This window comes from Archangium lipolyticum, assembly GCF_024623785.1.
GTDB lineage: Bacteria > Myxococcota > Myxococcia > Myxococcales > Myxococcaceae > Archangium > Archangium lipolyticum.
On sequence record NZ_JANKBZ010000002.1, the window covers coordinates 324,597 to 348,012 of the forward strand.

Sequence of the window (23,416 nt, forward strand, 5' to 3'; positions counted from 1 at the left end):
GCACTCAATGGCCTCCCCGCAGCGGCTCACTCGTCCGGTGTCTCTCTCCGGGCCCCACGCGCCAGTTGCGAGGCGTACAGGCGCGAGAGGAAGTCGTAGAAGACGAGCTCCTCCCGCGCCCCCGCCGCGCGCAGGAGTCGATTCGTCTGCATATGGGCGAAGGCTGCCGCCAACTCGGGAAGGCGCACGCCCAACCGGCCCGAAGTCTCCGCCTCGCGGAGCGCCGCCGCGATGGGGGCCATCCGCTCGGAGCGGTGGCGGAGGATGTCCATCGCGGGCGTGAGCGGATGCCTCTCGAGGGGCCCGGGCGTGAAGAGGCGCTCGAGCTCCGTGCGCTCCTGTCGGTAGCGGGCGCCGAGCTGGTGCTCCAGTGCGGCCTTGGGACGGAGCTGCCGCCAGAGGCCCTCCCGGAGCTTCCGGGCCAGTTCGCCGCGTGCGGCCATGTCGAGCCCGAGCGACTCCCAGAGCGCATCAATGGCTCTCAACGCGAGCCGCCAGCGCCATGGTGAGCTCACGGCTCCTCCCAGGCTGGAGAGGAGCGCCAGCACCGCCTCGCTGTCGAGCTGGAAGAGCTGCTCGGCGAGGAGGATGCCCGTCTCGCCGCCGTAGCGCTCCACCTCACGCTGGTAGGTATCGAGCTGGACGCGCCAGAGCCGGCCATCGGCGAGCAGTGGCGCGGTGGCCTCGTGGAGCGCGGGAAGCACCTCGCCCAGGAGCCGCCGGGGCTCTCCGTGGAAGCGCAGGCGCAGGTGCCACTCAGGGTCCCTGTAACGGATGAAGAACCAGCCATCGGCCGCGCCTGAGCCCAGGACGTCCTCCACCAGCGGCGCCACCACGGTGCGAAGGACGCGATCCGCGGTGACCGGGCCGCAGGAGAGCTTCACATAGAGCCACTCCGAGCCGGGAGGAAACAGGCGCGGGAGGCTGGGCGCGGGAACCCGCGCCGAAACCGGCACCTCGCGAGCGGTCCGGGCGGGCTCCGGCGTGCGGACGAACGGAATGACCAGCTCGTGGACGAAGCGTCCTTCCGGCCCCTGCACGGGGAGCGCATCCGGTCCGGGGAACAGCTCGACCAGCCGTGCCTGGCTCAACCCCCTGGCCCGCTGGGCGAACGCCTCGATGCTCAGGAGATTGTCGAGATCGACGGGAAGGCGCTGGTCGTTCTCCTCGAGGGCGACGTACCGGGGGAGCCGCAGCTGCTGGCGCAGCGCCTGGACGGCTCGGAAGAGGGGCTCGCCGCTCGTGGAGCCCAGCATGCGCAGCGTCTGCTCCGGCAGCCACCAGCGCGCCAGGGAGAGCACGAGCCGCCCCGAGACGACCCTTGGCAGGTAGGGCGCGCCCTCCAACGGTCCCCAGCGCCAGCGGAGGTTCGCGGCCACACCCTGTCCCTGCAGCGCGCCCAGGAACCGGTAGACCGGGAGGCCTCGTTTGACGTTGTGCGTGGTGGTGAGGCGCGGGAGGACTTCGCGGCCGAGCCTCGCGGAACGGAGGACCACCCGCTCACCCACCACGGACACGAGCAACTCGCTGAGCGGAATCCGCTGCTCCTCTGGCGCACCGGAGCGGCCGAGGAACGGAATCTCGTGTTCGCGCAGCAGGGGCCGGAGCAGGACGTTGCCCACGTGTCCCTCCGGGAGGTGGGCGAGCTCCGCGTGAAGGGCCTCGGGATGGTGGGCCTCCTCGGCCCGGAGCAGCGCCCGGACGTGGTCGGCTAGGCCCGCATCGGCATGGCAGAAGCGGGCGAGCACGTTGGCTCCCGAGGGACCGTTCACCGAGTGCACGCAGAGGCGGAACTCCCCTCCATCCACCGCGGCCTCGGAGGCGGCGGCGAGCGTGGCCACCATGGAGAAGGCCGCCGGCAGCGGCAGCCGCCCCTTCTGCTCCAGGACCTGGAGGTCCTCGGGTTCCAGCACCAGCTCGGACGCGCCCGAGCGCAGGACGTCATGCAACTTGCGCTGGAGGAAGGTGTGGCGCTCCTCCCAGGGCGTGGTGGGGCTCTCCTCCTCCCCGTCGAGCTCCAACCCCGACAACAGTGGCGCGGCCTCGAGGGCCGGGGCCTCTCCATCGTCTGGGAAGCCAATGCCGGACTCCGCGTCGAGCACCTCCAGGAGGGGCACCTCGCGCCGCTCGTAGCGCTCGCGAAAGGCCGTGCGAAAGCGCCGCAGGGCATCGTCCTGGCGCGGGGAGATGCGGTGCAGGAGCTCGACGGCCGCGAGCGCCTCCTCGAGGACGCCCGGGCCCAGCCGCGCCTCCCGCACCGGCTTCATCAGGTCCACCTGGAACACGGGCTGCCCGCCCGTGGGCACCGGCAGGGCTTCCAGCGGCCTCGTGGCGGCGTGGTACCGCACGGGGGGGACACCGAGTCCCTCCCGGTCGAGGGCCTCCAGCGCCACCCGGGTCTCCTCGAGCACGGCCGCCGCGTCGGTGCCGGACTCGAGCGGTGGCCCGCCGCGGAGCGCCTGGACGAGCGCCAGGGCCGGGTCGATGCCGGTCACCGGCGGCTCGAGGTCCGGCACCAGTACCTGGCTGTCGATGAGCTTGTCGATGAACTGTTCCGCGTCCTCCAGGTCGATGTCGGGGTCGTGCGCGGCGAGGGCCTCGGCGAGCGCGCCGCGACGCACGCCGTGCCGGGCCTTCTCCAGCGTGAGCTCGAGGTACTCCGAGGGCGTCAGCGAGGTGGCGCGGTAGGCACGCCCCTCCTGGCCCGATGTGCTCGGGAGCACCTCGGAGAAGCGGAGCTGGCCGGCGGCGCGGTAGATGCTCGAATTGGGCCGCCAGGTGAGGCGCTCCCTCTGTGCTGGCTCCCGCGCGAGGGACTCGGAGAGCACCACGAGCAGGCCCATGTCGAGCCGTGTCCGGCGCTGGTAGTCCGCGTGCCCGGCGAGCGAAAGCCGCGTGTCGGCTCCCAGCCTTCCGCTCGAGCTGCCGCTGAAGAGGCCGAAGGGCGTCGCCCGGGCCGCCATGCGCTGGACGTAGCGCACCAGGGCGCGCTCCACCTGGAGGCCGGACCTGCTGTCCGCCGCCTCGCGCCAGCGCGCCAGATGCGCCTCCAGGCCGGGAGAGGCGATGAAGAGCGCCTCGCGCACCTCGGGCCGGTCCACGAGCGCCGCGAGCCGGGCGCGCAGCAGGGCCCTGTCCGCGGCCAGTGCATCCCCCAGCCGTTCCGGCTCGGCGAGCGCCGTCACGCCAGAGAGAGCCTCTCCCCAGCGCACCAGCTCGTCGAAGGGAAGCAGGGGAGTCCGGAGAACGAAGAAGCCCGCGGGCCGGGCGCAAGCGGAGGCGTTCCTCATGGAATGTCCATCAGCAGCAGCCTGTCCCATTCGGGCTCCACCGACGTGACGGCCGAGAGCAGGGTCAGTCCGAGTCCCGTGGCCCCCATCAGCAGGCGCTCTTCCCTCGGCACCTCGGGCCCGCACAGGTCGAGCGCCCGGTCGAACCAGTTCCGCGCCGCATCGAGGAACAGGGCCTCGTTCGTGGCCTGATACAGGCGGTTGTAGAGGTGTCCCAGTCCGGCCGCGCCGTGGCAGAGGAACGCATCGACGACGCCGGTCTTCTCGGGAGCGAGGGTGGCGGCACGGCGGGCTCCCGCGAGCGCCGCCTCTTCCCAGGAGGGCTCCCCCAGGTGACGCGCGGCCAGCAGCAGCGTGACGGCGACGCCCGGGTTCCCATAACACCAGGCGCTGCGCGCGGGCTCGCGGGGCGCTCCGGGCGCGAGGAGGGCCGGAAAGTCACCGGGTGCCTCTCCCTCCGAGAAGCGCTGCGCGAGGAGCCAGCGCACGCACCCCTCCAACAGTTGGTGTCCTTCCTCGCCGCCCACGCCGAAGCTCCGCGCCCGCGCCAGGAAGCCGATGACCCCTGGCACACCATGCGCGACCCCGAGGTCCACACACCCCTCCGGGTAGCGTGACTGGCGCTCGGGCGAGAGCAGCTGCGGAGGCGTCCGGAAGCTCCATCCTTCTGGCTGGGGCTCGGCGAGCGCGCGCAGGTGTTCGAACACCCGCCGCACCAGGGCGTGCCCCCGCGGGCGCCGGTGCCGCTCGAGGCCGTAGACGCCCAGGCCGACGAGGCCGGAGATGAGATCGTACTTCCGCTCCCAGCGCGGCACGGCGAGCGTCTCCAGCAGCACGCCGTCGATGTTCGCGTTGAGGTCGACCTCCTGGGACTCCTGCCCCCAGGTGTGTTCCACCACCCAGGCTACGCCGGTGAGGCCCTCGTGGAGCCCCGGGCCCAGGCCAGCCGAGCGGAGCGTATCGATGGCCTCGTCGAGGCACGCATCCCGCCGCTCTTCGTGGCCCTCGTCCGGGTAGGCGCGCGCGAGGTAGTTCCACCACAGCGCCTGCTGGCTCCTCACGACGCAGGTGGCGGAGCGCGCACGGTTCTCGGGCGCCGGAGCGTCGAACGCCTCGGCCACGGCCTGGAGAAAGGCCAGGGCCCGCTCAGCCCGCGTGCCCTCGAGGATGGGCGTCCACTGCTTCACGCCACGGAGCGCTTGGGCTCGGGCACCGGCCAGGCTTCCCACCCGGCGGGCCATTGCACGCGGTCGTAGGTGAAGTGCAGCTCATCGCCCTCGGGCCAGGGGGCGTCCACGGGCTCCTCCACGAGGCGGAGCACGCCATGGTCGAACGGTTGGCCGGGAGCGGGGACGTCGCGCACCACCCGCTCGCGCACTCCGCGCCGGGCCTGCTCGAGCGTGCGGGAGTGGCAGTACGGGTTGTTGCCGCGCCGGTTGAAGAGGACGCTGGCCATCTGGCTGCAGCCGCCCCGGCACACCTCGGCATAGCGGCAGCTTCCGCAGAAGCCCCACATATGGGCGGCGCCCTCATCCGTGCCGGCGGTGGTGTTGAAGGTCAGCTCGCGCGACTGGAGGATCTCACTGAGCGGCTGCTTGCGGATGTTGCCGCCGATGTACTCCGCCGGCAGGGTGGGGCAGCCCTTGATGGAGCCGTCGGCGTGGATGCCCAGCACGGAGATGCCGGCCATGCAGCCCGTCCAGATCTGCCCCGGGCTCTTGGCGAAGATGGTGTCGTCGTACGGACCGAAGTAGCCGATGTCGTTGGCCGGCTGCACGGCGATGACGCCCTCCGCCTGCGCGCGCAGGGCCACCCGCGCCAGCGTCCGGTAGAAGGCATCCAGCTCGGCCGGCTGGAGCAGCATCCAGATGTTGTCCCCACCGTTGCCCATGGCCGAGGTGAGTTGGATCTGCCAGCCCTTGACCCCCGCGTCCCGCAGGCGCTCGTAGAGCTGGGGCAGCTCCGGCGCGGACAAGCGGTTCACCTGGGTGTTGGCCGTGTACAGCAGGCCCACGTCACGGAAGTGACGGAAGCTCTGGAAGCAGAAGAAGAACGAGCCGTCCCGGCCGCGGATCCGATCGTGCGTGGCCTGCAGCCCATCCACGGAGACGGACACCTGGTTGATGCCCGCCTCCTTCATCTTGCGCGCCGTTTCGCGCGAGATGCCGTAACCGCCCGTGGTCATCGAGCAGGTCATCCCATGGGAGGTGATGGCCTGCGCGATCTGCAACCAATCGGGCCTCAGGAAGGCCTCACCGCCCTCGATGGTCACCTCGGTGATGCCGACCTCGGCGAGCTGCCGCGCCAGATCCAACGCCTCGTCCGTCGTCAGCTCGTTCTCCCGCTGGCTCCCTGCCCGCGAACCACAGTGGTTGCAGGCGAGGTTGCACTTGAGGGTCAGCTCCCACACGGCGTACGCCGTGCGGCGGCGTCGCATGGGCGCGGGTTCGGGCTGTGAAACGCTGGTCTCTGGAGGTGCCAAGGTCGTCGAGGAGGCTGAGGGCGGTTCAGGACAGCCGGTACGGAGGGGCTACTTGCCGGTGGGGAAGCACAGCTCGAGCTCGGTCGGGGGCAGGCCGTAACGCGCCGCGCCGCCGCGAACCGTCTCGAGGGACTCCTTGTCCAGATCCAGCAGCTTGCGCGCGCGCTCCTTCTGGCGATCCACCACCTCGGTCCGCGGGAACACCGGCTTCTTCTCGGTCTTGTTCATGTGCCGCTCTCCTGTGTGAAAGGGGAATGCCCAGCGTAAGCGTCCACTTCTCGCTGAGTCAAACCCCTCTAATCCGAAAGGGGAGAAAGGCGGGGCCCCCCACAAGGCCCCACCCGGCACGGTTCAGCGCTTGAGGCCGCGCTTGATGTCGGCGCACACCTGACGGGCCGCCGCGGGTCCATCGGCCTGTGCCGCGCGGACGATGGCGCTGCCCACCACCACGCCATCCGCGTGGGCGCCCACCACCCGGGCCTGCTCCGCGCTGGAGATGCCGAAGCCCGCCACCACGGGCACGGGCGACAGGCGCCGCACCAGCTCCAGCCGCTCGGAGAGGTTGGCGGGCAGCTCCGAGCGCATGCCCGTCACGCCCGCCACCGACACGCAGTAGACGAAGCCCCGCGCGTCCTTCGCGATGGACCCGGCGCGGGCCGGCGACGTGGTGGGGGCGCACAGCGGGATGAGCTCCAGCCCCTCCTTGTCGAAGGCCGCGCGGAGGCTCGCGCTCTCCTCGGGCGGCAGGTCCGGCAGGATGGTGCCCGACACACCGCGCTCCCGCGCCAGCTTCGCGTAGCGTTCCTCGCCCATGGCCATGACGACGTTGACGTACGTCATGATGACCAGCGGCGTCTGGGGGCAGCGCGCGCGCACCGCCGGCACCACCTCGTCCAGCACCCGCTTGAGCGTGGAGCCAGCCTTCAGGGCCCGCTCGGACGCGCCCTGGATGACGGGGCCGTCGGCGATGGGATCGCTGAACGCGACACCAATCTCCAGGATGTCCGCGCCACCCTCCACGCACGCGGCGAACACGTCCACCGAGCGGGGAAGGTCCGGATCCCCCGCCATGGCGTACGCCACCAGCGTGCCCTCACCGCGGGCCTTCGCCCGGGCGAACGCCTCCGCGATCTCCCCGCTCATGCTCCCTCCTGACCGATGGCGGCGGGAATCCCGCGCGCCGCGATGGTGGCCACGTCCTTGTCACCGCGGCCCGAGCAGTTGACGACCAGGTGCTTGCCCTTGCCCAGCTCGCGCGCCAGGTCCCCCGCGCGCGCGAAGGCGTGCGAGGACTCCAGCGCGGGCAGGATGCCCTCGGTACGGGACACCAGGTAGAAGGCCTGAAGTGCCTCGTCGTCCGTGGCGGTGCGCACCTCGATGCGGCCCGTCTTCGCCAGGTGCGCCAGCTCCGGCCCCACGCCCGGGTAGTCCAGGCCCGCGGAGATGGAGTGGGCCTCGATGATCTGCCCGTTCTCGTCCTGCAGCACCAGCGAGCGCGAGCCGTGCAGCACGCCCTCGGTGCCCAGCGTCAGGGACGCGCCGTGCTGGCCCGAGTCCAGGCCGTGGCCACCGGCCTCCACGCCCACCAGCCGCACCTGCTTGTCCTCGACGAAGGGGTGGAGCGCGCCGATGGCGTTCGAGCCGCCGCCGATGCACGCGATGACGGCGTCCGGCAGCCTGCCAAAGGCCACCAGCGACTGCGTGCGGATCTCCCGGCCGATGACGGACTGGAAGTCGCGGACGATGGTGGGGTAGGGGTGCGGACCGGCCGCGCTGCCGATGACGTAGTAGGTGTCCTCCACCTGCGACACCCAGATGCGCATGGCCTCGTTCATCGCGTCCTTGAGGGTGCGCGAGCCCGACTCCACCGGGTGCACCCTGGCCCCCAGCGCCTTCATGCGGAAGACGTTGAGCGACTGGCGCTCCACGTCCACCGCGCCCATGAACACCTCGCAGGGCAGGCCGAACAGCGCACACGCGGTGGCGGTGGCCACGCCGTGCTGGCCCGCGCCCGTCTCCGCGATGATGCGCTTCTTGCCCATCCGCTTCGCCAGCAGCACCTGGCCGATGGTGTTGTTGATTTTGTGGGCACCCGTGTGCGCGAGATCCTCCCGCTTGAGCCACACCTCGGCCCCACCCCACAGCTCGGTGAGCCTGCGCGCGGGCGTCAGCGGCGTCTCGCGCCCGACGTACTCGCGCAGCACCTGCGACACCTGCTCGTCGAAGGCCGGATCCCTCCGGGCCTCGGCATACGCCTGCTCCAACTCCAGCAGCGCCGGGACCAGCGTCTCCGGCACATAACGGCCGCCATAACGCCCGAAGCGGCCAGGGGCGGTTTGCGTTTCCATGGTTCGTGTCACTCCCAAAGCGCGGTCTTCGCGGCGCGCACGAAGGCACGCACCGCGTCCGCATCCTTGATGCCGGGGCTGACTTCCACCCCGCTCGCCACATCCACGCCGTAGGGCCGGGTGGCCCGCACGGCCTCTCTCACATTGTCCGGGTTGAGCCCTCCGGCCACCAGCACCGGCACGCCCGCGTCCGCGAGCCGTGCCACCAGCGACCAGTCGAACCCCACGCCTCCGCCCCCGTAGCCCGGCGCCGCTCCGTCCAGCAGCAGCGCCGCCACGTCGCCCGCGCCCACGTAGGTGCGGGCCTTCTCCACGTCCTCGGGGCCGCGCACCCGCATCGCCTTGATGACCGGCACGCCGTAGCCCGCGCAGGCCTCGGGCGGCTCGTCACCGTGCAGCTGCACCGCCGTCAGCCCGCACTCGCGCACCCGCGCGCGGATGACGTCCGGTGACTCGTTGACGAACACGCCCACCACCGAGCCCAGCGCTGGCCGCGTGCGCGCCAGCTCCGCCGCCACCTCCGCCGTCACGTACCGGGGCGAGCGCGGGTAGAAGTTGAGCCCCAACGCGTCCGCGCCCTCGGCCCACGCCCGCCGCGCGTCCTCCACGCGCGTGACGCCACAGATCTTGACCCGGGTGCTCACGGCCCACCCGCGAGCAGCCGCGCCAGCGCCCGGCCCGGCTCCGCGTCGCGCAGCAGGGACTCGCCCACCAGCACCGCGTCGGCTCCCGCGGCCCGTGCCGCCGCGAAGTCCTCGCGCGTCTTGAGCCCGCTCTCCGCCACCAGCGCCTTCGCCCGGCTGCGCAGCGACGGAATCACCCGGAGCGCCGTGGAGACGTCCGTGCGCAGCGTGGCCAGGTTCCGGTTGTTGATGCCCACCAGCTCCGCGCCCGCCTTCAGCGCGCGCTCGGCGTGCTCCTGCGTATGGGCCTCCACCAGCGCCGCCACCCGGCAGGCCTTCGCCGCGGCCACCATCTCCGCCAGTGGCCCGTCCTCCAGCGCGTCCGCGATGAGCAGCACCGCGTCCGCGCCCATGGCCGCGCTCTCCTCCACCTCCTGCGGTGCCACCAGGAAGTCCTTGCGCAGCACCGGCAGCGAGATGGCCGCGCGCACCTGGAGCAGGTCGTCGAGGCAGCCTCCGAAGTCCACGTCGTCCGTGAGCACGCTGATGGCGCTCGCTCCGGCGGCCTCGTATGCCTTTGCCACCGCCACCAGGTCATGGTGCGGGAAGTTCCCGCCCGAGGGGCTGCGGCGTTTGACCTCGGCGATGACGTTGACTGGCAGGTCGGGCCGGTGCCGGGTGAGCGCCGCCGCGAAGTCCCGGGATGGGGGGCGCGGGGTGGTGGCCACCAGGGGCTTGCGCGCGGCGAGCTCCCGGCGCTTGCGCGCGAAGATGGCCGCCAGCTTGTCGGACTCGGGGCCCGAGGTACCCTCACCCCGTCCCTCTCCCGGAGGGAGAGGGGTAGTGGGCTTGCTCATGTCGCGCCTCCCTTCACCAGGGCCTGCAGCTTGGCCGCCGCCGTGCCCGAGTCGATGGCCTCCACCGCTCGCTGCACGCCCTCCTTGAGGTTCGTCGCCTTGCCCACCACCACGAGCGCCGCCGCCGCGTTGAGCAGCACCGCCGTGCGCACCCCCGAGCGCTCTCCGGCCAGCAGCGTCTTGAAGCGCCGCGCGTTGTCCTCCACGTCCCCGCCGACGATGGACTCGGGCGGCACCCGCTCCAGCCCCGCGTCCTCCGGGGTGATGGAGAAGCGCCTCACCGAGCCGTCCTCGCGCAGCTCCGCCACGTCCGTGGTCGTGCACGGGGAGATTTCGTCCAGCCCGTCGTGGCCATGCACCACCCAGGCCCGCTTGCTGCCCAGCCTGTAGAGGACGCGCGCCGTCTGCTCCAGCCGCTCGCCCGCGAAGGTGCCGAGCAGCTGGTAGCGCGCCCCCGCCGGGTTGGTCAGCGGACCCAGCAGGTTGAACACCGTGTGCAGGCCGATCTCACGCCGCGCCGGCGCCACGTGCCGCAAGGCGCTGTGGTGTGAGGGCGCGAAGAGGAAGCCCACGCCGTGCTCGTCCACGTCGCGTGTCACCTGCTCGTGCGACCGGTCCATGCCCACGCCCAGCGCGGCCAAGACGTCCGAGCTGCCGCATCGCGAGGACACCGCGCGGTTGCCATGCTTGGCCACTGTCACCCCCGCGCCCGCGGCCACGAAGGCCACGGCCGTGGAGATGTTGAAGGTGTGCGCCCCATCGCCGCCGGTGCCGCAGGTGTCCAGCACCACCTCGGCCCTGGGGTGGATGCGCGTGGCGCAGGCCCGCATGGCCTCCGCCGCGCCGAGGATCTCCTCCTCGGTCTCTCCCTTCATGCGCAACGCGACCGCGAACGCGCCCACCTGGGCAGGCGTCGCCTCTCCCGCGAGCATCAGGCCCATGATCTGGACCATCTCCTCGCGAGTCAGATCTCGCCGGCCCACTACCCTGCCCAGCGCTTCCTTGAGCGTCATGTGTCTACTCCAGTCGCGCCACGTCGCGGCCCAGGACGGCGGCCACCGCGCCCACCTCGGCCATCACCTTGTCGTGCGGTTGCCAGCCGCGACGGCGGATCTCGTCGTTTACACGCTCGATGTCCTGGGCCGTCGCATCCGGTCGCATCACGATCAACATGGCTTGCGGGTCTCCGAAGTATTCCGCCGCCTGGGGAAGAGAAGGCGGTCGGTTTGAGGCAGTGCCTTTAGTAGAAGAAGGCGGGACGCTTTTCAGTGAAGAAAGGTGTCCACGTCTTCCCGTATTCCCGGCGAGTCTCGCCGGGTGGTGTCCGGGAATCAATGCAGGACGGGAATTTTCACTTTTACGGAGGGTACGGCTTGGCGGGTCCGGACGTCATCGTGGTGGGGGCGGGGCTGGCCGGGCTGACGTGCGCGAGGGTGCTGCATCAGGCCAAGGCGAAGGTGCGGGTGCTGGAGGCGAGCGACGGAGTAGGGGGCCGGGCGCGCACGGACGTGGTGGACGGCTTCCGGCTGGACAGGGGCTTCCAGGTCTTCCTCACGGCCTACCCGGAGCCCCAGCGCTGGCTGGACTACGAGGCGCTCGACTTCCAGCGCTTCTTCCCGGGAGCGCTGGTGTGGCGCGAGGGGAAGCTGCACCAGGTGGCGGATCCGCTCCGCCGGCCGCTGCAAGCGGCGGCGCACGCCTTCAACAAGGTGGGCTCGTTCGCCGACAAGTTGCACGTTCTCGACTTGCGGCAGCAGTCGCTGGCGGGCTCGGTGGAGGACGTGTTCCACCGGAGGCAGCGGACATCGCTGACGTACCTGCGCGACGTGGGGTTCTCCGAGGAGATGGTGGACGCCTTCTTCCGGCCCTTCTTCGGGGGCGTGTTCCTGGAGAAGGAGCTGAGCACGTCGAGCCGGATGCTGGAGTTCGTCTTCCGGATGTTCGCCACGGGGGCCACGGCGGTGCCGGCGAAGGGAATGGGGGCGCTGGCGGAGCAGCTCGCCGCGAAGTTCCCGTTCGGGGTGGTGAAGCTGAATTCGCCGGTGGAGGAGGTCTGGGGCCACCGGGTGAAGCTGGCGTCGGGGACGGTGATGGAAGCGGACGCGGTGGTGGTGGCCACGGACGCGCCCGCGGCGGAGGAGCTGCTGCTCGGCATGCCGCCGAGGAAGATGAACGCGGTGACGTGCCTGTACTTCGCGGCGCCGGAGCCGCCGGTGCGAGGCCCCTACCTGGTGCTGAACGGGGAGGGGAGGGGGCCGGTGAACAACCTCGCGGTGATGAGCGAGGTGGCGCCCTCGTACGCGCCGGAGGGGCAGGCGCTGGTGTCCGTGTCGGTGCTGGAGACGGCGGAGGACTCGGAGGAACTGGAGAGGCGGGTGCGCGAGCAGCTCACGGAGTGGTTCGGCGGAGAGGTGGCGAAGTGGAGGCACCTGCGCACGTACGCGATTCCGCACGCGCTGCCGGCGCAACAACCCGAGCTGCTCGAGGAGCCGCACCGGAGGGTGAGGATGTCACCGGGGCTGTACGCGTGTGGAGACTACCGGGAGAACGGGTCGATCGACGGAGCGATGGTGTCGGGGAGACGAGCGGCGGAGGCGTTGCTGAGAGACCGGGATGTAGCGCTGCCATGAGTCCTCCTGTGAGAGCAAATACCCCTCTCCCTCTGGGAGAGGGACGGGGTGAGGGTAGAAGTCACTGGGGTTGGCTCGTGGCCACCGGAGTGGCCCTGGTCTTCTGGACCGCGCTGGTGCACGAGCACCCGCCGCACTTCTTCGCCTGGGCCACGCTCTACTGCGCGGTCTGGAACGCACTGTCGTGGAAGGCGCTGGGCAACGAGGGAAGACAGCGTCTCCGCCCGAGGAGAGCGGACCTGCTGTGGGGCGTGGCGCTCGCGGGAGTGCTGTACGTCGGTGCGCGAGCCGTCCTGTGGGCGCTGTGCGGAGGCTTCTCGAACTTCCTGTGCGAGCCTTTGATGGGCGTCTACGCCCGTTTCGGAACGGGCTCGGTGGGGGCGGGGCTGGCACTGGCGTTGGTGATTGCCCCAGCCGAGGAACTGTTCTGGCGAGGCGTGGTGCAGCAGGCATTGCGACCGAGGCTCGGGAGGGTGGGGTGCACGGTGGTGGCGGCGGTGCTGTCGAGCCTCGCGCTGCTGGCCTTCCGTGAGCCGCTGCTGGCCCTCGCGGCGTTCCCCACGTCCCTCGCGTGGGGGCTGCTCGCCGAGTGGCGCCGCAGCCTCGCGGCCTCGTGGGTGAGTCACTCGCTGTGGGACGTGCTCATCGTCATCTTGTTGCCGGCCGTGTGAGGTTGTGACGAGGTTGAGAGCCTTTGCGTGGGACTCAGCCGGGTGCTCCATGGGCACGGAGCTACCCACCCGGAATCAATCGGGTGCACGCATCGATGAGGAAATCGTACGTGTGAATCTCGATGCCCGATTCACGAGAGATGCGTCTGCGGTGCTGTCGTGTCGCGGGATCCAACATCGAACGTCTTCCTATGAGGATGAGACCAGGTCCTCAGACATCACGAATCTCTACTGTGTGCACGGGGCTGGTCCGGCGTAGACCCTCACCCCAGCCCTCTCCCAGAGGGAGAGGGGGCGCACACCGACTCAACCCGGGATGTTCGATACCCTCACCCCGTCCCTCTCCCGGAGGGAGAGGGGTGTGGTGCTCGCTGGCATGCCCGATGGCTTCGGCTAAAAGGGGCCCCCATGACACGCAAACTCCTCTCCCTCGCCGCCGCCGCGATGCTCTTCTCGGGCTCCGCCAGCGCCGCAGAGGCTCAGCCCGCCTCCTCCCGTATGCCCACCGCTCCCGAGCTCCAGCGCATGACGGCTCGCTTCGCCCCCGTCGACATCCAGGCCGACATCTCCAAGCTCCCCGACAACGAGCGCCGAGCCCTCGCGAAGATCGTCCAGGCCGCGAAGATCATGGACCCCCTCTTCCTCCGCCAGGTCTGGGCCGGCAATGAGACCCTCCTGCTCGACCTCATCGAGGACACCTCGCCGCTCGGCCGCGAGCGTCTCCACTCCTTCCTCCTCAACAAGGGCCCCTGGTCCCGGCTCGACCACAACGCCCCCTTCATCCCCGGTGTCCCCTCCAAGCCCCCCGAGGGCAACTTCTACCCGGCCGGCGCCTCCAAGGCCGATATCGAGGCCTGGGTGAAGTCCCTCCCCGAGGCCCAGCAGCGCGAGGCCACCGGCTTCTTCACCACCATCCGCCGCGACCCCGCCGGCAAGTTCGTCTCCGTCCCCTACAGCATCGAGTACCAGGGCGAGCTCGCCCAGGCCGCCCGACTGCTGCGCGAGGCCTCGGAGCTCACCACCCAGCCCACCCTGAAGTCCTTCCTCTCCAAGCGCGCCGACGCCTTCCTCAGCAACGACTACTACCCGAGCGAGGTGGCCTGGATGGAGCTCGACGCCAGCATCGAGCCCACCGTCGGCCCCTATGAGGTCTACGAGGACGAGTGGTTCAACTACAAGGCCGCCTTCGAGGCCTTCGTCGGTCTGCGCGATGACGCGGAGACGCAGAAGCTCGCGAAGTTCAGCGGCGAGCTGCAGGACCTGGAGAACAACCTCCCCATCGATCCGAAGCTGCGCAACCCCAAGCTGGGTGCCCTCGCGCCCATCCGCGTCATCAACAGCATCTTCTCCTCCGGTGACGCCAACCGCGGCGTGCAGACCGCCGCCTTCAACCTCCCGAATGACGAGCGTGTCGCCGCCGAGAAGGGCACCAAGCGCGTCATGCTCAAGAACGTCCAGGAGGCCAAGTTCAACCGGGTGCTCATGCCCATCACCCAGGTGGCCCTCCCCGCCAAGGATCGCAAGGACGTCGCCTTCGATGCCTTCTTCACCCACATCCTCATGCACGAGCTGATGCACGGGCTCGGGCCCCACAACATCACCCTCGAGGGCAAGCAGACCACGGTGCGTCAGGCGCTCCAGGCGTCCTCTAGCGCCATCGAAGAGGCCAAGGCGGACGTCTCCGGCCTCTGGGCCCTCCAGCGCCTGGTGGACAAGGGCGTCATCGGCAAGGAGATGGAGCGCACCATGTACACCACCTTCCTCGCCTCCGCGTTCCGCTCCATCCGCTTCGGCATCAACGAGGCCCACGGCAAGGGCATCGCGCTGCAGCTCAACCACTTCCTCGATACCGGCGCCGTGGTGGTGAACAAGGACGGCACCTTCTCCGTGGTGCCGGGGAAGATCCGCGAGTCCGTCACCTCCCTGACGAAGCAGCTCATGGAGCTTCAGGCCGCCGGCAACCGCGCCGCCGCCGAGTCGCTGCTCGAGAAGATGGGCGTGGTGCGTCCCGAGGTGAAGCGCGTCCTCGACAAGCTCGAGAAGGTCCCCGTGGACATCGATCCGCGCTACGTCACCGCCGAGAAGCTCGCGGCCGAGGCCTCCCAGCCCGCGAAGAAGTAATCGTCGTCCGCTCGTCCGCCGCGTGCGTTTTCCCGTGCGCGGCGGCCCGGGCGTGATGAGAGATGAGGCGAATGCGCAGCCACGTTCCTCGCGGTCCCTGGGGTGTCCTCATCGCGCTCACCGTGCTCGGCGCGTGGCTGGGTCATCTCGTCTGGTTGTTGGCGGCGGCCGACCTGTCCCTCGCCTCGCCGCTCACCTGGCTCCACATCGCCCTGCAGGCGTACCTGAGCACCGGTTTGTTCATCACTGGTCATGACGCCATGCACGGCACGGTGAGCCGCCACCGGTGGGTGAACCAGACCGTGGGCACGGCCGCCTGCTTCCTCTTCGCCGGGCTCTCCTACCGTCGTCTGGTCGTCAACCACCGCGCCCACCACATCGACCCCACCGGCCCGGACGACCCCGACTTCTCCACCCGCACCCAGTCCTTCTGGCCGTGGTTCGCCACCTTCATGGTGCGCTACACCACCTGGCCCCAGCTGCTCGTCATGGCGGCCAAGTTCAACCTGTTGCTGCTCCTCGGAGTGGCCCAGTGGCGCATCCTCGCCTTCTGGGTGGTGCCCGCGATGATCGGCACCGTGCAGCTCTTCTACTTCGGCACCTTCCTGCCCCACCGCCGCCCAGACACCCCCGACATGGCCCCCCACCACGCGCGCTCCCTGCCGCGCAACCACCTGTGGGCCATGCTCTCCTGCTACTTCTTCGGCTACCACTGGGAGCACCACGAATCTCCCTCCACTCCCTGGTGGCGCCTGTGGACGATGCGCGATGCCCGCGTCCGCGCCGGGGCCCGTCCTTCCGAGTCTCCCGCCCGGATGTAACCGGATTCCGGCTCGGGCGTTATGGTGGGTATCATGAGCAAGAAGGTGCCCGAGCCCCCGAGCTCCGAAATCACTTCCGAGTCGCTGTACCTGCGCCGGCGTGAGTTCCTCAAGAGCGCCGTCCTCTTCACCGGCACCGCCACGGGTGTGGGCGGCGGCCTGCAACTGCTCAGCGGCAGGCCCTCGGGCACGGACGGTGGTCTGCCCTCCGCTCCGGCCGCTCCGGGCGAGGCCCCCAGGAAGAAGCCCCGGGGCCCGTATGACACCGACGAGACCCCCACCTCGTACGACGACGTCACCACGTACAACAACTTCTACGAGTTCGGCCTCGACAAGGGCGACCCCGCGGAGAACGCCCACGTCCTCAAGCCGCGGCCCTGGACCGTCGTCATCGACGGCGAGGTGCACAAGCCGCAGACGGTGGACATCGACACCCTCCAGTCCTGGTTCCCGCTCGAGGACCGCGTCTACCGCATGCGCTGCGTGGAGGCCTGGTCCATGGTGATTCCGTGGATGGGCTTCCCCCTGGCGGGCCTGCTGCGCCGCGTGGAGCCCACCAGCAAGGCGAAGTACGTCGCCTTCACCACGTTGAAGGACCCCAAGCAGATGCCCGGCCAGCGCACCGCCGTGCTCGATTGGCCGTACGTCGAGGGGCTGCGTCTGGACGAGGCCCTGCATCCCCTCACGATGCTCGCGGTGGGTCTCTACGGCCGCGTCCTGCCCAACCAGAACGGCGCGCCCCTGCGGCTGGTGGTGCCGTGGAAGTACGGCTTCAAGGGCATCAAGTCCATCGTCCGCATCACCCTCACCGAGCAGCAGCCGCCCACCACCTGGAACAAGTCCAACCCCCGGGAGTACGGCTTCTTCGCCAACGTGAATCCCGAGGTGGACCACCCGCGCTGGAGCCAGGCCACCGAGCGCCGCATCGGCGAGCTCCGCCGCCGGCCCACGCTCCCCTTCAACGGCTACGCCGAGCAGGTGGCCAGCCTCTACTCGGGCCTGGACCTGCGCCGCAACTTCTGACGCCCATGGCCTCGCCCCCGCTCCCCTGGCTCAAGCCCGCCGTCCTCGTGGGCGGCCTCTCCCCGCTCGCCATCCTGGCGCTCCAGCTCGCGCGGGACACCCTCGGGGCCAATCCCATCGAGCGCGTGCTCAACCAGACGGGGATGCTCGCCCTCATCCTCCTGGTGGCCTCGCTCGCGTGCACGCCGCTGAAGGTGGTGTCCGGGTGGACGTGGCCCATGCGCGTGCGCAAGCTGCTCGGCCTGCTGGGCTTCGCCTACGCCGTGCTGCACTTCCTCACGTACGTGGTGGTGGATCAGGGATTGGCGCTCGGCACCATCCTCGAGGACATCGCGAAGCGGCCCTTCATCACCGTGGGCTTCCTCGCGCTGGTGCTGCTCGTGCCCCTGGCCGTCACCAGCACGAACCGCATGGTGCGCCGCCTGGGCTTCCCCACCTGGCAGCGGCTTCACCGGCTGTCCTACGTGGCGGCTTCACTGGGCGTGGTGCACTTCTTCTGGCGCGTGAAGAAGGATGTCACCGAGCCCCTCGTGTATGGCGGTGTGCTGGCGCTGCTCTTCGCCATCCGCGTGGCCGAGGCCCTGCGCAAGCGGCGGGCGCGGCCGGGGGCTCCCGTCTCGGCCGTGTGAGGGCAGGGGGGCGCGACTCCGGACCCTCGTCCCCTCTAGACTCCGTGTGGGGAGCGGGGAGCTTCGCTCGCTCCACCCAGCCCGGAGACCCTCTCGATGAGCAACAGGTTCAACCTGCTGGCGCCCGATGTCCGCGCCAACCCGTACCCCGTCTACGCCGAGCTGCGGCGCAACCGTCACCTGAGCCAGGTGGACCCAGGTGGCATGTGGGCCGTCACCCGGTACGCGGACGTCATGACGGTGATGAAGAACCCCCTGCTCTACTCCTCCGAGGGCTTCGGCAGGGCCGTCAGGCCGGCCTGGCTCGGACACAACCCGTTCGCGGACTCGATGATCTGCATGGATCCGCCGAACCACACCCGGCTGCGGGCCCTCGTCAACCGCGTCTTCGGCACCGCGGCCCTCGCCCGGTGGGAGCCGCGCGTGCGCGCCTATGCCGAGTCGTTCGCCGCCGCGCTTCCCTCCGGGCGCACGGTGGATGTCATCGACGCCTTCAACTCGGCCCTGCCCGCCAGCGTCATCGGAGAACTGCTCGGGCTGGATGCGTCGCTGCGGCCCCGGTTCAAGCGCTGGACGGACGACCTCACCAGCATCACCGGCACGGCTCCGGATGACCTCGCGAAGCAGGCGCAGGTGCGCGACACGGTGGCGGAGTTCGAGCGGTACGTCTCCGAGGTGCTGGAGCTGCGGCGCCGCGAGCCGCGTGAGGACCTGGTGAGCGAGCTGCTCCGCGCGCAGACGGGAAGCGAGGCCCTCACCGAGGCGGAGGTGCACAGCTTCCTCTTCCTGCTGCTGGTGGCCGGGCTGGAGACGACGGTCCACCTGTTGAACCACTCGGTGCGGCTGCTGGCGGAGCACCCGGACGTCCTGGCCCGCGTGCGCGCGAACAGATCCCTCATCCCCCAGCTCCTCGAGGAGGTGCTGCGCTACGAGCCCCCCGTCCATTCCGTGCCGCGGCACACCACCGCCGATACGGAGCTGGGAGGGGTTCCTCTGCCCAAGGGCACCCGCGTCCTCGTGTTGCTGGCCGCCGCCGGCCGGGACGAGGAGCACTTCCCCGATGGCGAGCGCTTCGACCCCGAGCGCACGGGTCAGAATCACCTGTCCTTCGGGTACGGCATCCACTTCTGCCTGGGCTCGCAGCTGGCCCGGATGGAGGCGCGCATCGGCCTGGAGACGCTGCTCGACCGCTTCTCGGGCTTCTCGAGGGACCCGGAGCCCATCGTGTGGAACCGCTCCATGACGGTCCGCGGTCCCGTGGTGATGCCCATGCGCTTCCACGCCGCCTGAGGTGGGCGCGGCCCGCCTCCTCCTTCGAGGGGAGGCGGGAGCGGCCCGCTCAGACCTTCTTCGGCGGCGGGAGGATGGTGTCCACCAGCGTCATCAGCTGGGCACAGCTCACCGGCTTGCGCACGAAGGCGTTGATGCCCGCCTTCTGGCCCTTGTTGCGCACCTCGGCCGCGTTGGCGTCGCCCGTCATCATCAGGATGGGAATCTTGGACACCTTCACGTCGCGGTTGGCGCGCACCGACGCCGCGAAGTCCGCGCCGTTCATCCCGTCCATGTGGAAGTCGGTGAGGATGAGGTCCACCGTCTGCGTCTTCAGCACGTCCAGCGCCGCCTCGGCCGACTCCGCCTCGATGTATTCGAAGGAGCGCGCCATCAGGTAGATCTTCAGCAGCGTGCGGATGGAGCGGCTGTCATCCACCAGCAGCACGCGCTGCGGCTGCACGTTGGGCGTCGGGCGGGCGAAGGGCCGCGACTCGGAGGCGCTGGCGGCCGCGAAGGCCTTGGCCGCCTCGGCGTTGAGCGAGCCGAAGGGACGGGGCGTCGTCTCGGCGAGCGGGATGGGCGTATGCGCCGGCGTCATGGGCGCCACGGGTGGCCGCGCTGGAGTGGTGCTGGACGCAACGGACGGCCGCGTTGGCTCGGAGGGAGCCGACGGGGTTCGGGGCGATGCATTCGCCGCTGCTTCGGGCACAACCGTTGCCGGCTTCATTGGAGAGTCTCCCTGCACTGTCCCCCCCCGCGCGCTGTCCTGCTGGACAGTGGGTATGTTGGACGACCCACAGCTTGAAGTCAAAGCGGCGTAGACCTCGAAACAGGAGATTTTCGTTCAGCAGGGATGAGCCGTTTTCACGGCACCTCGAGCACGAAGGACTGGCTCGCCACGGAGGGCAGCCCGAGCGCGGGGGCCACGGCGGGGGACAGCTCGTTGGGCACGCGCCACGTCTGCCCGGTGAGCTGGACGAGCGTGAGGGCGTAGCGTCCGCGAGGCACCGACTTGAGGGCCACCGGATGGAGTGGATCGCGCACATCGAGGGCCTTGGGAGCCACCTGCACCCGCAGTGAAGTCACCGGTACGAGGGCATCCAGCTTCGGCGTGCCATCGGCCTTGCGCAGGGCGTCCTGCGCCGCGGGGTCCGGCTCCAGCACCGCGTTGAGCACCACCTGGTCCGGCAGTCCGTCGGCCGTCCCATCGGCCCGGGGGTAGTCCGCGCCCTGGTCATCGAGGACGCCGTCGCGGTCGAGGTCGTTCTCGTCGGCGAGCGCCGCCGTGCCGGTGAGGTTCTCGCCGTCGGCCAGCTTGCGCACCAGCACGCGCGGCCAGAGGTCCGGCTGGCCGTCGCCGTTGGTGTCATCGGCGACGCCGTTCTTGTCGCTGTCCGCGTAGTGCAGGAGGAAGGCGGCGGGCCGCTGGTCCACCACGCCCTCCTGGAGCGGCAGGGGCTTCAAGTCCAGCCGCTTGGGACCGAGCGTCGGGTCGAAGCGGGGCTCGCTCATGACCTGGAAGGCGGGCCGGTCCGTGGGCACGCGGGCCGAGTCGCTGAAGCTCACGCTGACACCGGTGACGGCCTGGAGGGCGCCGTCCGGGCCCGCGGCCACCTCCACCACGCGAGGGGCCTGGGTGGCGGCGTCCACCGAGGCACCGCCCACGTCTCCGGCGTTGGGCTCGCCGGTGACGGTGTACCAGGGGATGAAGTCCGAGCCATGGCAGGGCTGCGCGCCGGTGCGGCACGTGTCCGCGTCGATGAAGCCGCGCAGCACGTAGCGCCCCGGCCCCACCAGGCTGAGGGAGAAGGGCGCGGTGAAGGGGCCGGAGCTGGCCGTGTCCGCCAGGGCCGGCCCGAAGAGGCGCTCGGCGGGAATGACGGTGAAGGTCAGCGGGCGGCCCGAGCCCTGGGGCGGAGGCGGACGGTCCGCGTCGTAGAGCAGGACGATGGCGTTGCCGCGGGCGCGGCTCTGCACCACCACGTGGCCCTCGATGCGCGAGAGCTGCTGGTTCTGGCGGCGGTCCGCCGTGGGCAGCACGGGCGGGGGCTCGCAGCCGAGGGCGAGCAGGGACGCGAGGGCCAGGCCCGTCAGCGTCTTCTGGCGGAAGGAGCTCATGGGGTCACCGTCAGGATGGCGAGCACGCGGCGCTCGACGCGGTTGCCGAAGGGGTGCTGGGCGTGCGTGGGGCCCAGGTTGGAGCCCACCAGCGCCACGGACACCCGGTCCTTCACCGGCGTGTAGCCCACGCGGGCGTTGATGATGGCGTAGGCGGGCAGCGGGTTGGCCAGGGGCTCGATGCTCGTGGGGTCCTGCGCCGCGGGCTCACGCTCCACCCAGGTGGTGGAGGACGTCCAGGCCGCGTCCACGCCCAGCTCCAGCGCCGAGCGCGTGCGGTAGGTGACGCCGCCGTACAGCTTGAACTGGGGGGCCTGGCTGCAGGGGCCGCACAGCCCCTCCTCACCCTCGGCCGCCACCTGCTGGAAGGCGGCGCTGGCCTTGATGCCGAGGCCATCCACCGGGGCCAGCGTCACGCCGGCCTCGGCGCCGCGAGCGGTGTAGACGGCCGCCTCGTTCTGGAAGAAGGAGCGGCCCAGCAGGTAGGTGCCCGTGGCCGCGTCCCAGGACTCGCCCGCCGGCAGCCGCTCCACGGCGGACAGGCCGATGAGGTCCCTCACCGTGTTCTGGTAGAGCGCCACGTCCCAGTCCATGCCGAGCGCGGGGGCCTCGCCGCGGTAGCCCAGCTCGAAGGCCACGAGCCGCTCCGGCTTGAGCGCCATGTTGCCGCTGGTGAGCGCGCTGGCGCCATTCACCCCGGGCAGGGGGATGCGCAGGCCCGTGTAGCTCTCGAGGAACGTGGGCTCGCGGAAGGCCGAGGCGGCGCTGGCGCGGAAGGCGTGCCCCTCGAAGGGCATGAAGAGGGCGGACACGCGCGGCGAGTGGGCCAGGCCCGGCTTGCCGCCATCCAGCAGCGGGTGCCGGTCCACGCGGTAGGAGGCCAGCACGCGGAAGGGCTTCGCGATGCGCCACTCGTCCTGGACGAAGGCCGCGGCGTGGAACTCCTGGCGCAGCGGGCCGAGGTAGTTCCAGGCCACGCGCTTGAGGCGGCCCTCCACGCCCAGGTTCACCTGGTGCTCACCCAGCAGGTGGAAGCCCCTGCTGAAGAGCACCTCTCCGTTGAAGAGGTTGGAGGAGACGCGCGTGGCCAGCGAGCGCTGCCCCAGGGCCTCGTACTGCGGCCCCACGTCCGCCGACATGTGGTTCCAGAAGGCCTTCACCTTGAGCGGGCCCAGGCCCGCGTCCGCCTTGACGAAGGCGTTCACCCCATCCAGGTAGTAGTTGCGCAGCAGACCCAGGGGGTAGGCTTCGGTGTAGAGGCGGTTGACGCCGCCGGACAGGCCCAGCTCATTGCCCGAGCGGAACTGGTAGACGGTGGACAGGGTGCCGCGCGCGCTGCGGAGGGCCAGGTCGGGTTGGGGATCCGTCACGGCCATGTCGGGCCGGCCGGCCGCGAAGTCGCGGCTCCACTTGTCCGCCTGCGAGTACGCCGCCGAGGCGCGGTAGCGCAGCGCCCCCGTGCCGCCGTGGCTCACGAAGCTGCCGCCCGCGGTGTTGCCGTTGCCGAAGTGGCCCTGGAAGCGCGCGCGCGGGCCGGTGCCCGGAGCGCGGGTGATGATGTTGACCACGCCCAGCATCGCGTTGGCGCCGTACAGCGCGCTGCCCGGGCCGCGGATGACCTCGATGCGCTCGATGTCCTCCAACTCCACCGGGATGGACGACCAGATGGTCATGCCCAGGAAGTCCTGGTACTCGGTGCGGCCGTCCACCAGCACCAGCACCTTGTTAGCGATGCGCTGGTTGAAGCCGCGCAGCGACAGGTTGGCGCTGCCCTGGCCCATCATCATCACTTCCGCGCCCGGCACCCGGCGCAGCAACTCCGGCAGGCTGGTGGCGCCGGAGAGGCGGATGTCCTCGGAGGTGATGACGCTGGTGGCGTTGGGCGCCTCCAGCGAGGACTGCGCGCGGCGGCTGGCCGTCACCACGCGCTCCTCGTAGGGCACCGCGCCCGCGTCCTCGTCGGAGGCGGCGACCGCGGTACCGGTGCCATCGGTCGCGGTCGTGCCCGGCGCGGCCTGCCCCGGGGCGGACGCGGTGGGCGCGGAGGGCAGGGCCTCGGCGCGGGCGATGGCCTTCTCCAGCCGCTCGACGAGCACCGCCAGGGACTTCGCCGCCTCGGTACCGGGCGGGGGCGGCATGGGAGGCAGTCCGGACTTCTTCGCCGGATCCTCGGAGGACGCCGCCGCCTCGCTGGCCCGCAGCTTCTCCTCGAGGCCCGCCAGCGCGGTCCTCACCGGAGCCGAGTCCGGCGGGTTGGTGGCGAGGTAGCGCCTGTAGAAGTCCACCGCCTCGGGCACCCGGCCCGCGTCCTGGTAGGCGCGGGCGATGTTGTAGAGGACGTTGGGGTGGGGCTTGATGGCGTACGCTTCCTGCAACTCGGCGATGCCCTGGTCGTACTTCCCCTGGGCAATGAGGCTCATGCCGTTACGGAAATGACGGCGGGCCTCCAGGCGCGCGTCGCCGAGGGCAGTCCCCGCGTACAGCACCAGCGCGAGGGCGCCCGCTCGCTTCAAGGCGGTCGGGTTCATCAC

20 protein-coding genes are annotated in these 23,416 nt (G+C 70.7%); 7 read left to right on the forward strand and 13 right to left on the reverse strand.

The genetic code is table 11. From position 1 onward, the window contains the following. Positions 1-26: 26 nt before the first annotated feature. The 10 genes from NR810_RS04995 to NR810_RS05040 all read right to left on the reverse strand — a co-directional run bounded on the left by NR810_RS04995 (position 27) and on the right by NR810_RS05040 (position 10,773). Positions 27-3,290 carry a lantibiotic dehydratase gene (locus NR810_RS04995; RefSeq protein WP_257448450.1) on the reverse strand — a complete coding sequence of 1,088 codons (3,264 nt, stop codon included), beginning with the start codon at positions 3,288-3,290 and terminating at the stop codon, positions 27-29. Continuing rightward, on the reverse strand, positions 3,287-4,477 hold the full coding sequence (locus tag NR810_RS05000) for a lanthionine synthetase C family protein (protein WP_257448452.1): 1,191 nt from the start codon (positions 4,475-4,477) through the stop codon (positions 3,287-3,289). Before NR810_RS05000 ends, NR810_RS04995 begins: the two co-directional genes overlap by 4 nt. After that, the gene (locus tag NR810_RS05005; RefSeq protein WP_257448454.1) at positions 4,474-5,727 is read right to left on the reverse strand and encodes a radical SAM/SPASM domain-containing protein; all 1,254 of its coding nucleotides are present in this window, start codon (positions 5,725-5,727) and stop codon (positions 4,474-4,476) included. Before NR810_RS05005 ends, NR810_RS05000 begins: the two co-directional genes overlap by 4 nt. Before the next feature lie 93 nt (positions 5,728-5,820). Further along, positions 5,821-6,000, reverse strand: coding sequence for a hypothetical protein (locus NR810_RS05010; protein WP_257448456.1), 180 nt, complete (start codon positions 5,998-6,000; stop codon positions 5,821-5,823). Positions 6,001-6,123: 123 nt separating this feature from the next. Then, positions 6,124-6,915, reverse strand: a complete 792-nt coding sequence (gene trpA, locus NR810_RS05015) for a tryptophan synthase subunit alpha (protein WP_257448458.1) — start codon at positions 6,913-6,915, stop codon at positions 6,124-6,126. Beyond that, positions 6,912-8,120 (reverse strand): tryptophan synthase subunit beta, encoded by a 1,209-nt coding sequence (trpB, locus tag NR810_RS05020; RefSeq protein WP_257448461.1) that lies wholly within the window; start codon positions 8,118-8,120, stop codon positions 6,912-6,914. The genes trpA and trpB overlap by 4 nt, the downstream gene beginning before the upstream one ends. An 8-nt stretch (positions 8,121-8,128) precedes the next feature. Next, on the reverse strand, positions 8,129-8,764 hold the full coding sequence (locus NR810_RS05025; protein WP_204225537.1) for a phosphoribosylanthranilate isomerase: 636 nt from the start codon (positions 8,762-8,764) through the stop codon (positions 8,129-8,131). Continuing rightward, positions 8,761-9,600, reverse strand: coding sequence for an indole-3-glycerol phosphate synthase TrpC (locus tag NR810_RS05030; RefSeq protein WP_257448466.1), 840 nt, complete (start codon positions 9,598-9,600; stop codon positions 8,761-8,763). Before NR810_RS05030 ends, NR810_RS05025 begins: the two co-directional genes overlap by 4 nt. After that, positions 9,597-10,613 carry an anthranilate phosphoribosyltransferase gene (gene trpD, locus NR810_RS05035; RefSeq protein ID WP_257448468.1) on the reverse strand — a complete coding sequence of 339 codons (1,017 nt, stop codon included), beginning with the start codon at positions 10,611-10,613 and terminating at the stop codon, positions 9,597-9,599. The genes NR810_RS05030 and trpD overlap by 4 nt, the downstream gene beginning before the upstream one ends. A gap of 4 nt (positions 10,614-10,617) precedes the next feature. Next, positions 10,618-10,773 (reverse strand): hypothetical protein, encoded by a 156-nt coding sequence (locus NR810_RS05040; protein ID WP_257448470.1) that lies wholly within the window; start codon positions 10,771-10,773, stop codon positions 10,618-10,620. 200 nt (positions 10,774-10,973) lie between these two features. Between NR810_RS05040 and NR810_RS05045 the strand changes: the two genes are divergently transcribed. From NR810_RS05045 to NR810_RS05075, 7 genes are all read left to right on the forward strand, one after another. Further along, a complete protein-coding gene (locus tag NR810_RS05045) occupies positions 10,974-12,230 on the forward strand; it encodes an NAD(P)/FAD-dependent oxidoreductase (RefSeq protein WP_257448472.1) in 1,257 nt (418 codons plus the stop codon). 77 nt (positions 12,231-12,307) lie between these two features. Next, a complete protein-coding gene (locus NR810_RS05050; protein WP_257448474.1) occupies positions 12,308-12,901 on the forward strand; it encodes a CPBP family intramembrane glutamic endopeptidase in 594 nt (197 codons plus the stop codon). A 408-nt stretch (positions 12,902-13,309) separates the two neighbouring features. Further along, the gene (locus NR810_RS05055; RefSeq protein WP_257448476.1) at positions 13,310-15,022 is read left to right on the forward strand and encodes a dipeptidyl-peptidase 3 family protein; all 1,713 of its coding nucleotides are present in this window, start codon (positions 13,310-13,312) and stop codon (positions 15,020-15,022) included. A 71-nt stretch (positions 15,023-15,093) separates the two neighbouring features. Then, positions 15,094-15,843, forward strand: coding sequence for a fatty acid desaturase (locus NR810_RS05060; RefSeq protein WP_257448478.1), 750 nt, complete (start codon positions 15,094-15,096; stop codon positions 15,841-15,843). A 33-nt stretch (positions 15,844-15,876) separates the two neighbouring features. After that, positions 15,877-16,866, forward strand: coding sequence for a protein-methionine-sulfoxide reductase catalytic subunit MsrP (gene msrP / locus NR810_RS05065; RefSeq protein ID WP_257448480.1), 990 nt, complete (start codon positions 15,877-15,879; stop codon positions 16,864-16,866). A gap of 5 nt (positions 16,867-16,871) precedes the next feature. Next, positions 16,872-17,495 (forward strand): protein-methionine-sulfoxide reductase heme-binding subunit MsrQ, encoded by a 624-nt coding sequence (locus NR810_RS05070; protein ID WP_257448482.1) that lies wholly within the window; start codon positions 16,872-16,874, stop codon positions 17,493-17,495. A 96-nt stretch (positions 17,496-17,591) separates the two neighbouring features. Continuing rightward, complete coding sequence (locus tag NR810_RS05075; protein ID WP_257448484.1) at positions 17,592-18,785, forward strand: cytochrome P450; 1,194 nt, start codon at positions 17,592-17,594, stop codon at positions 18,783-18,785. Between the two features lie 49 nt (positions 18,786-18,834). Here NR810_RS05075 and NR810_RS05080 read toward each other — a convergent pair whose 3' ends face one another. From NR810_RS05080 to NR810_RS05090, 3 genes are all read right to left on the reverse strand, one after another. After that, positions 18,835-19,365 (reverse strand): response regulator, encoded by a 531-nt coding sequence (locus tag NR810_RS05080; protein WP_257448486.1) that lies wholly within the window; start codon positions 19,363-19,365, stop codon positions 18,835-18,837. Between the two features lie 266 nt (positions 19,366-19,631). Continuing rightward, on the reverse strand, positions 19,632-20,885 hold the full coding sequence (locus tag NR810_RS05085; RefSeq protein WP_257448488.1) for a hypothetical protein: 1,254 nt from the start codon (positions 20,883-20,885) through the stop codon (positions 19,632-19,634). Then, positions 20,882-23,413, reverse strand: coding sequence for a TonB-dependent receptor domain-containing protein (locus NR810_RS05090; RefSeq protein ID WP_257448498.1), 2,532 nt, complete (start codon positions 23,411-23,413; stop codon positions 20,882-20,884). Before NR810_RS05090 ends, NR810_RS05085 begins: the two co-directional genes overlap by 4 nt. Between the last annotated feature and the right edge of the window lie 3 nt (positions 23,414-23,416).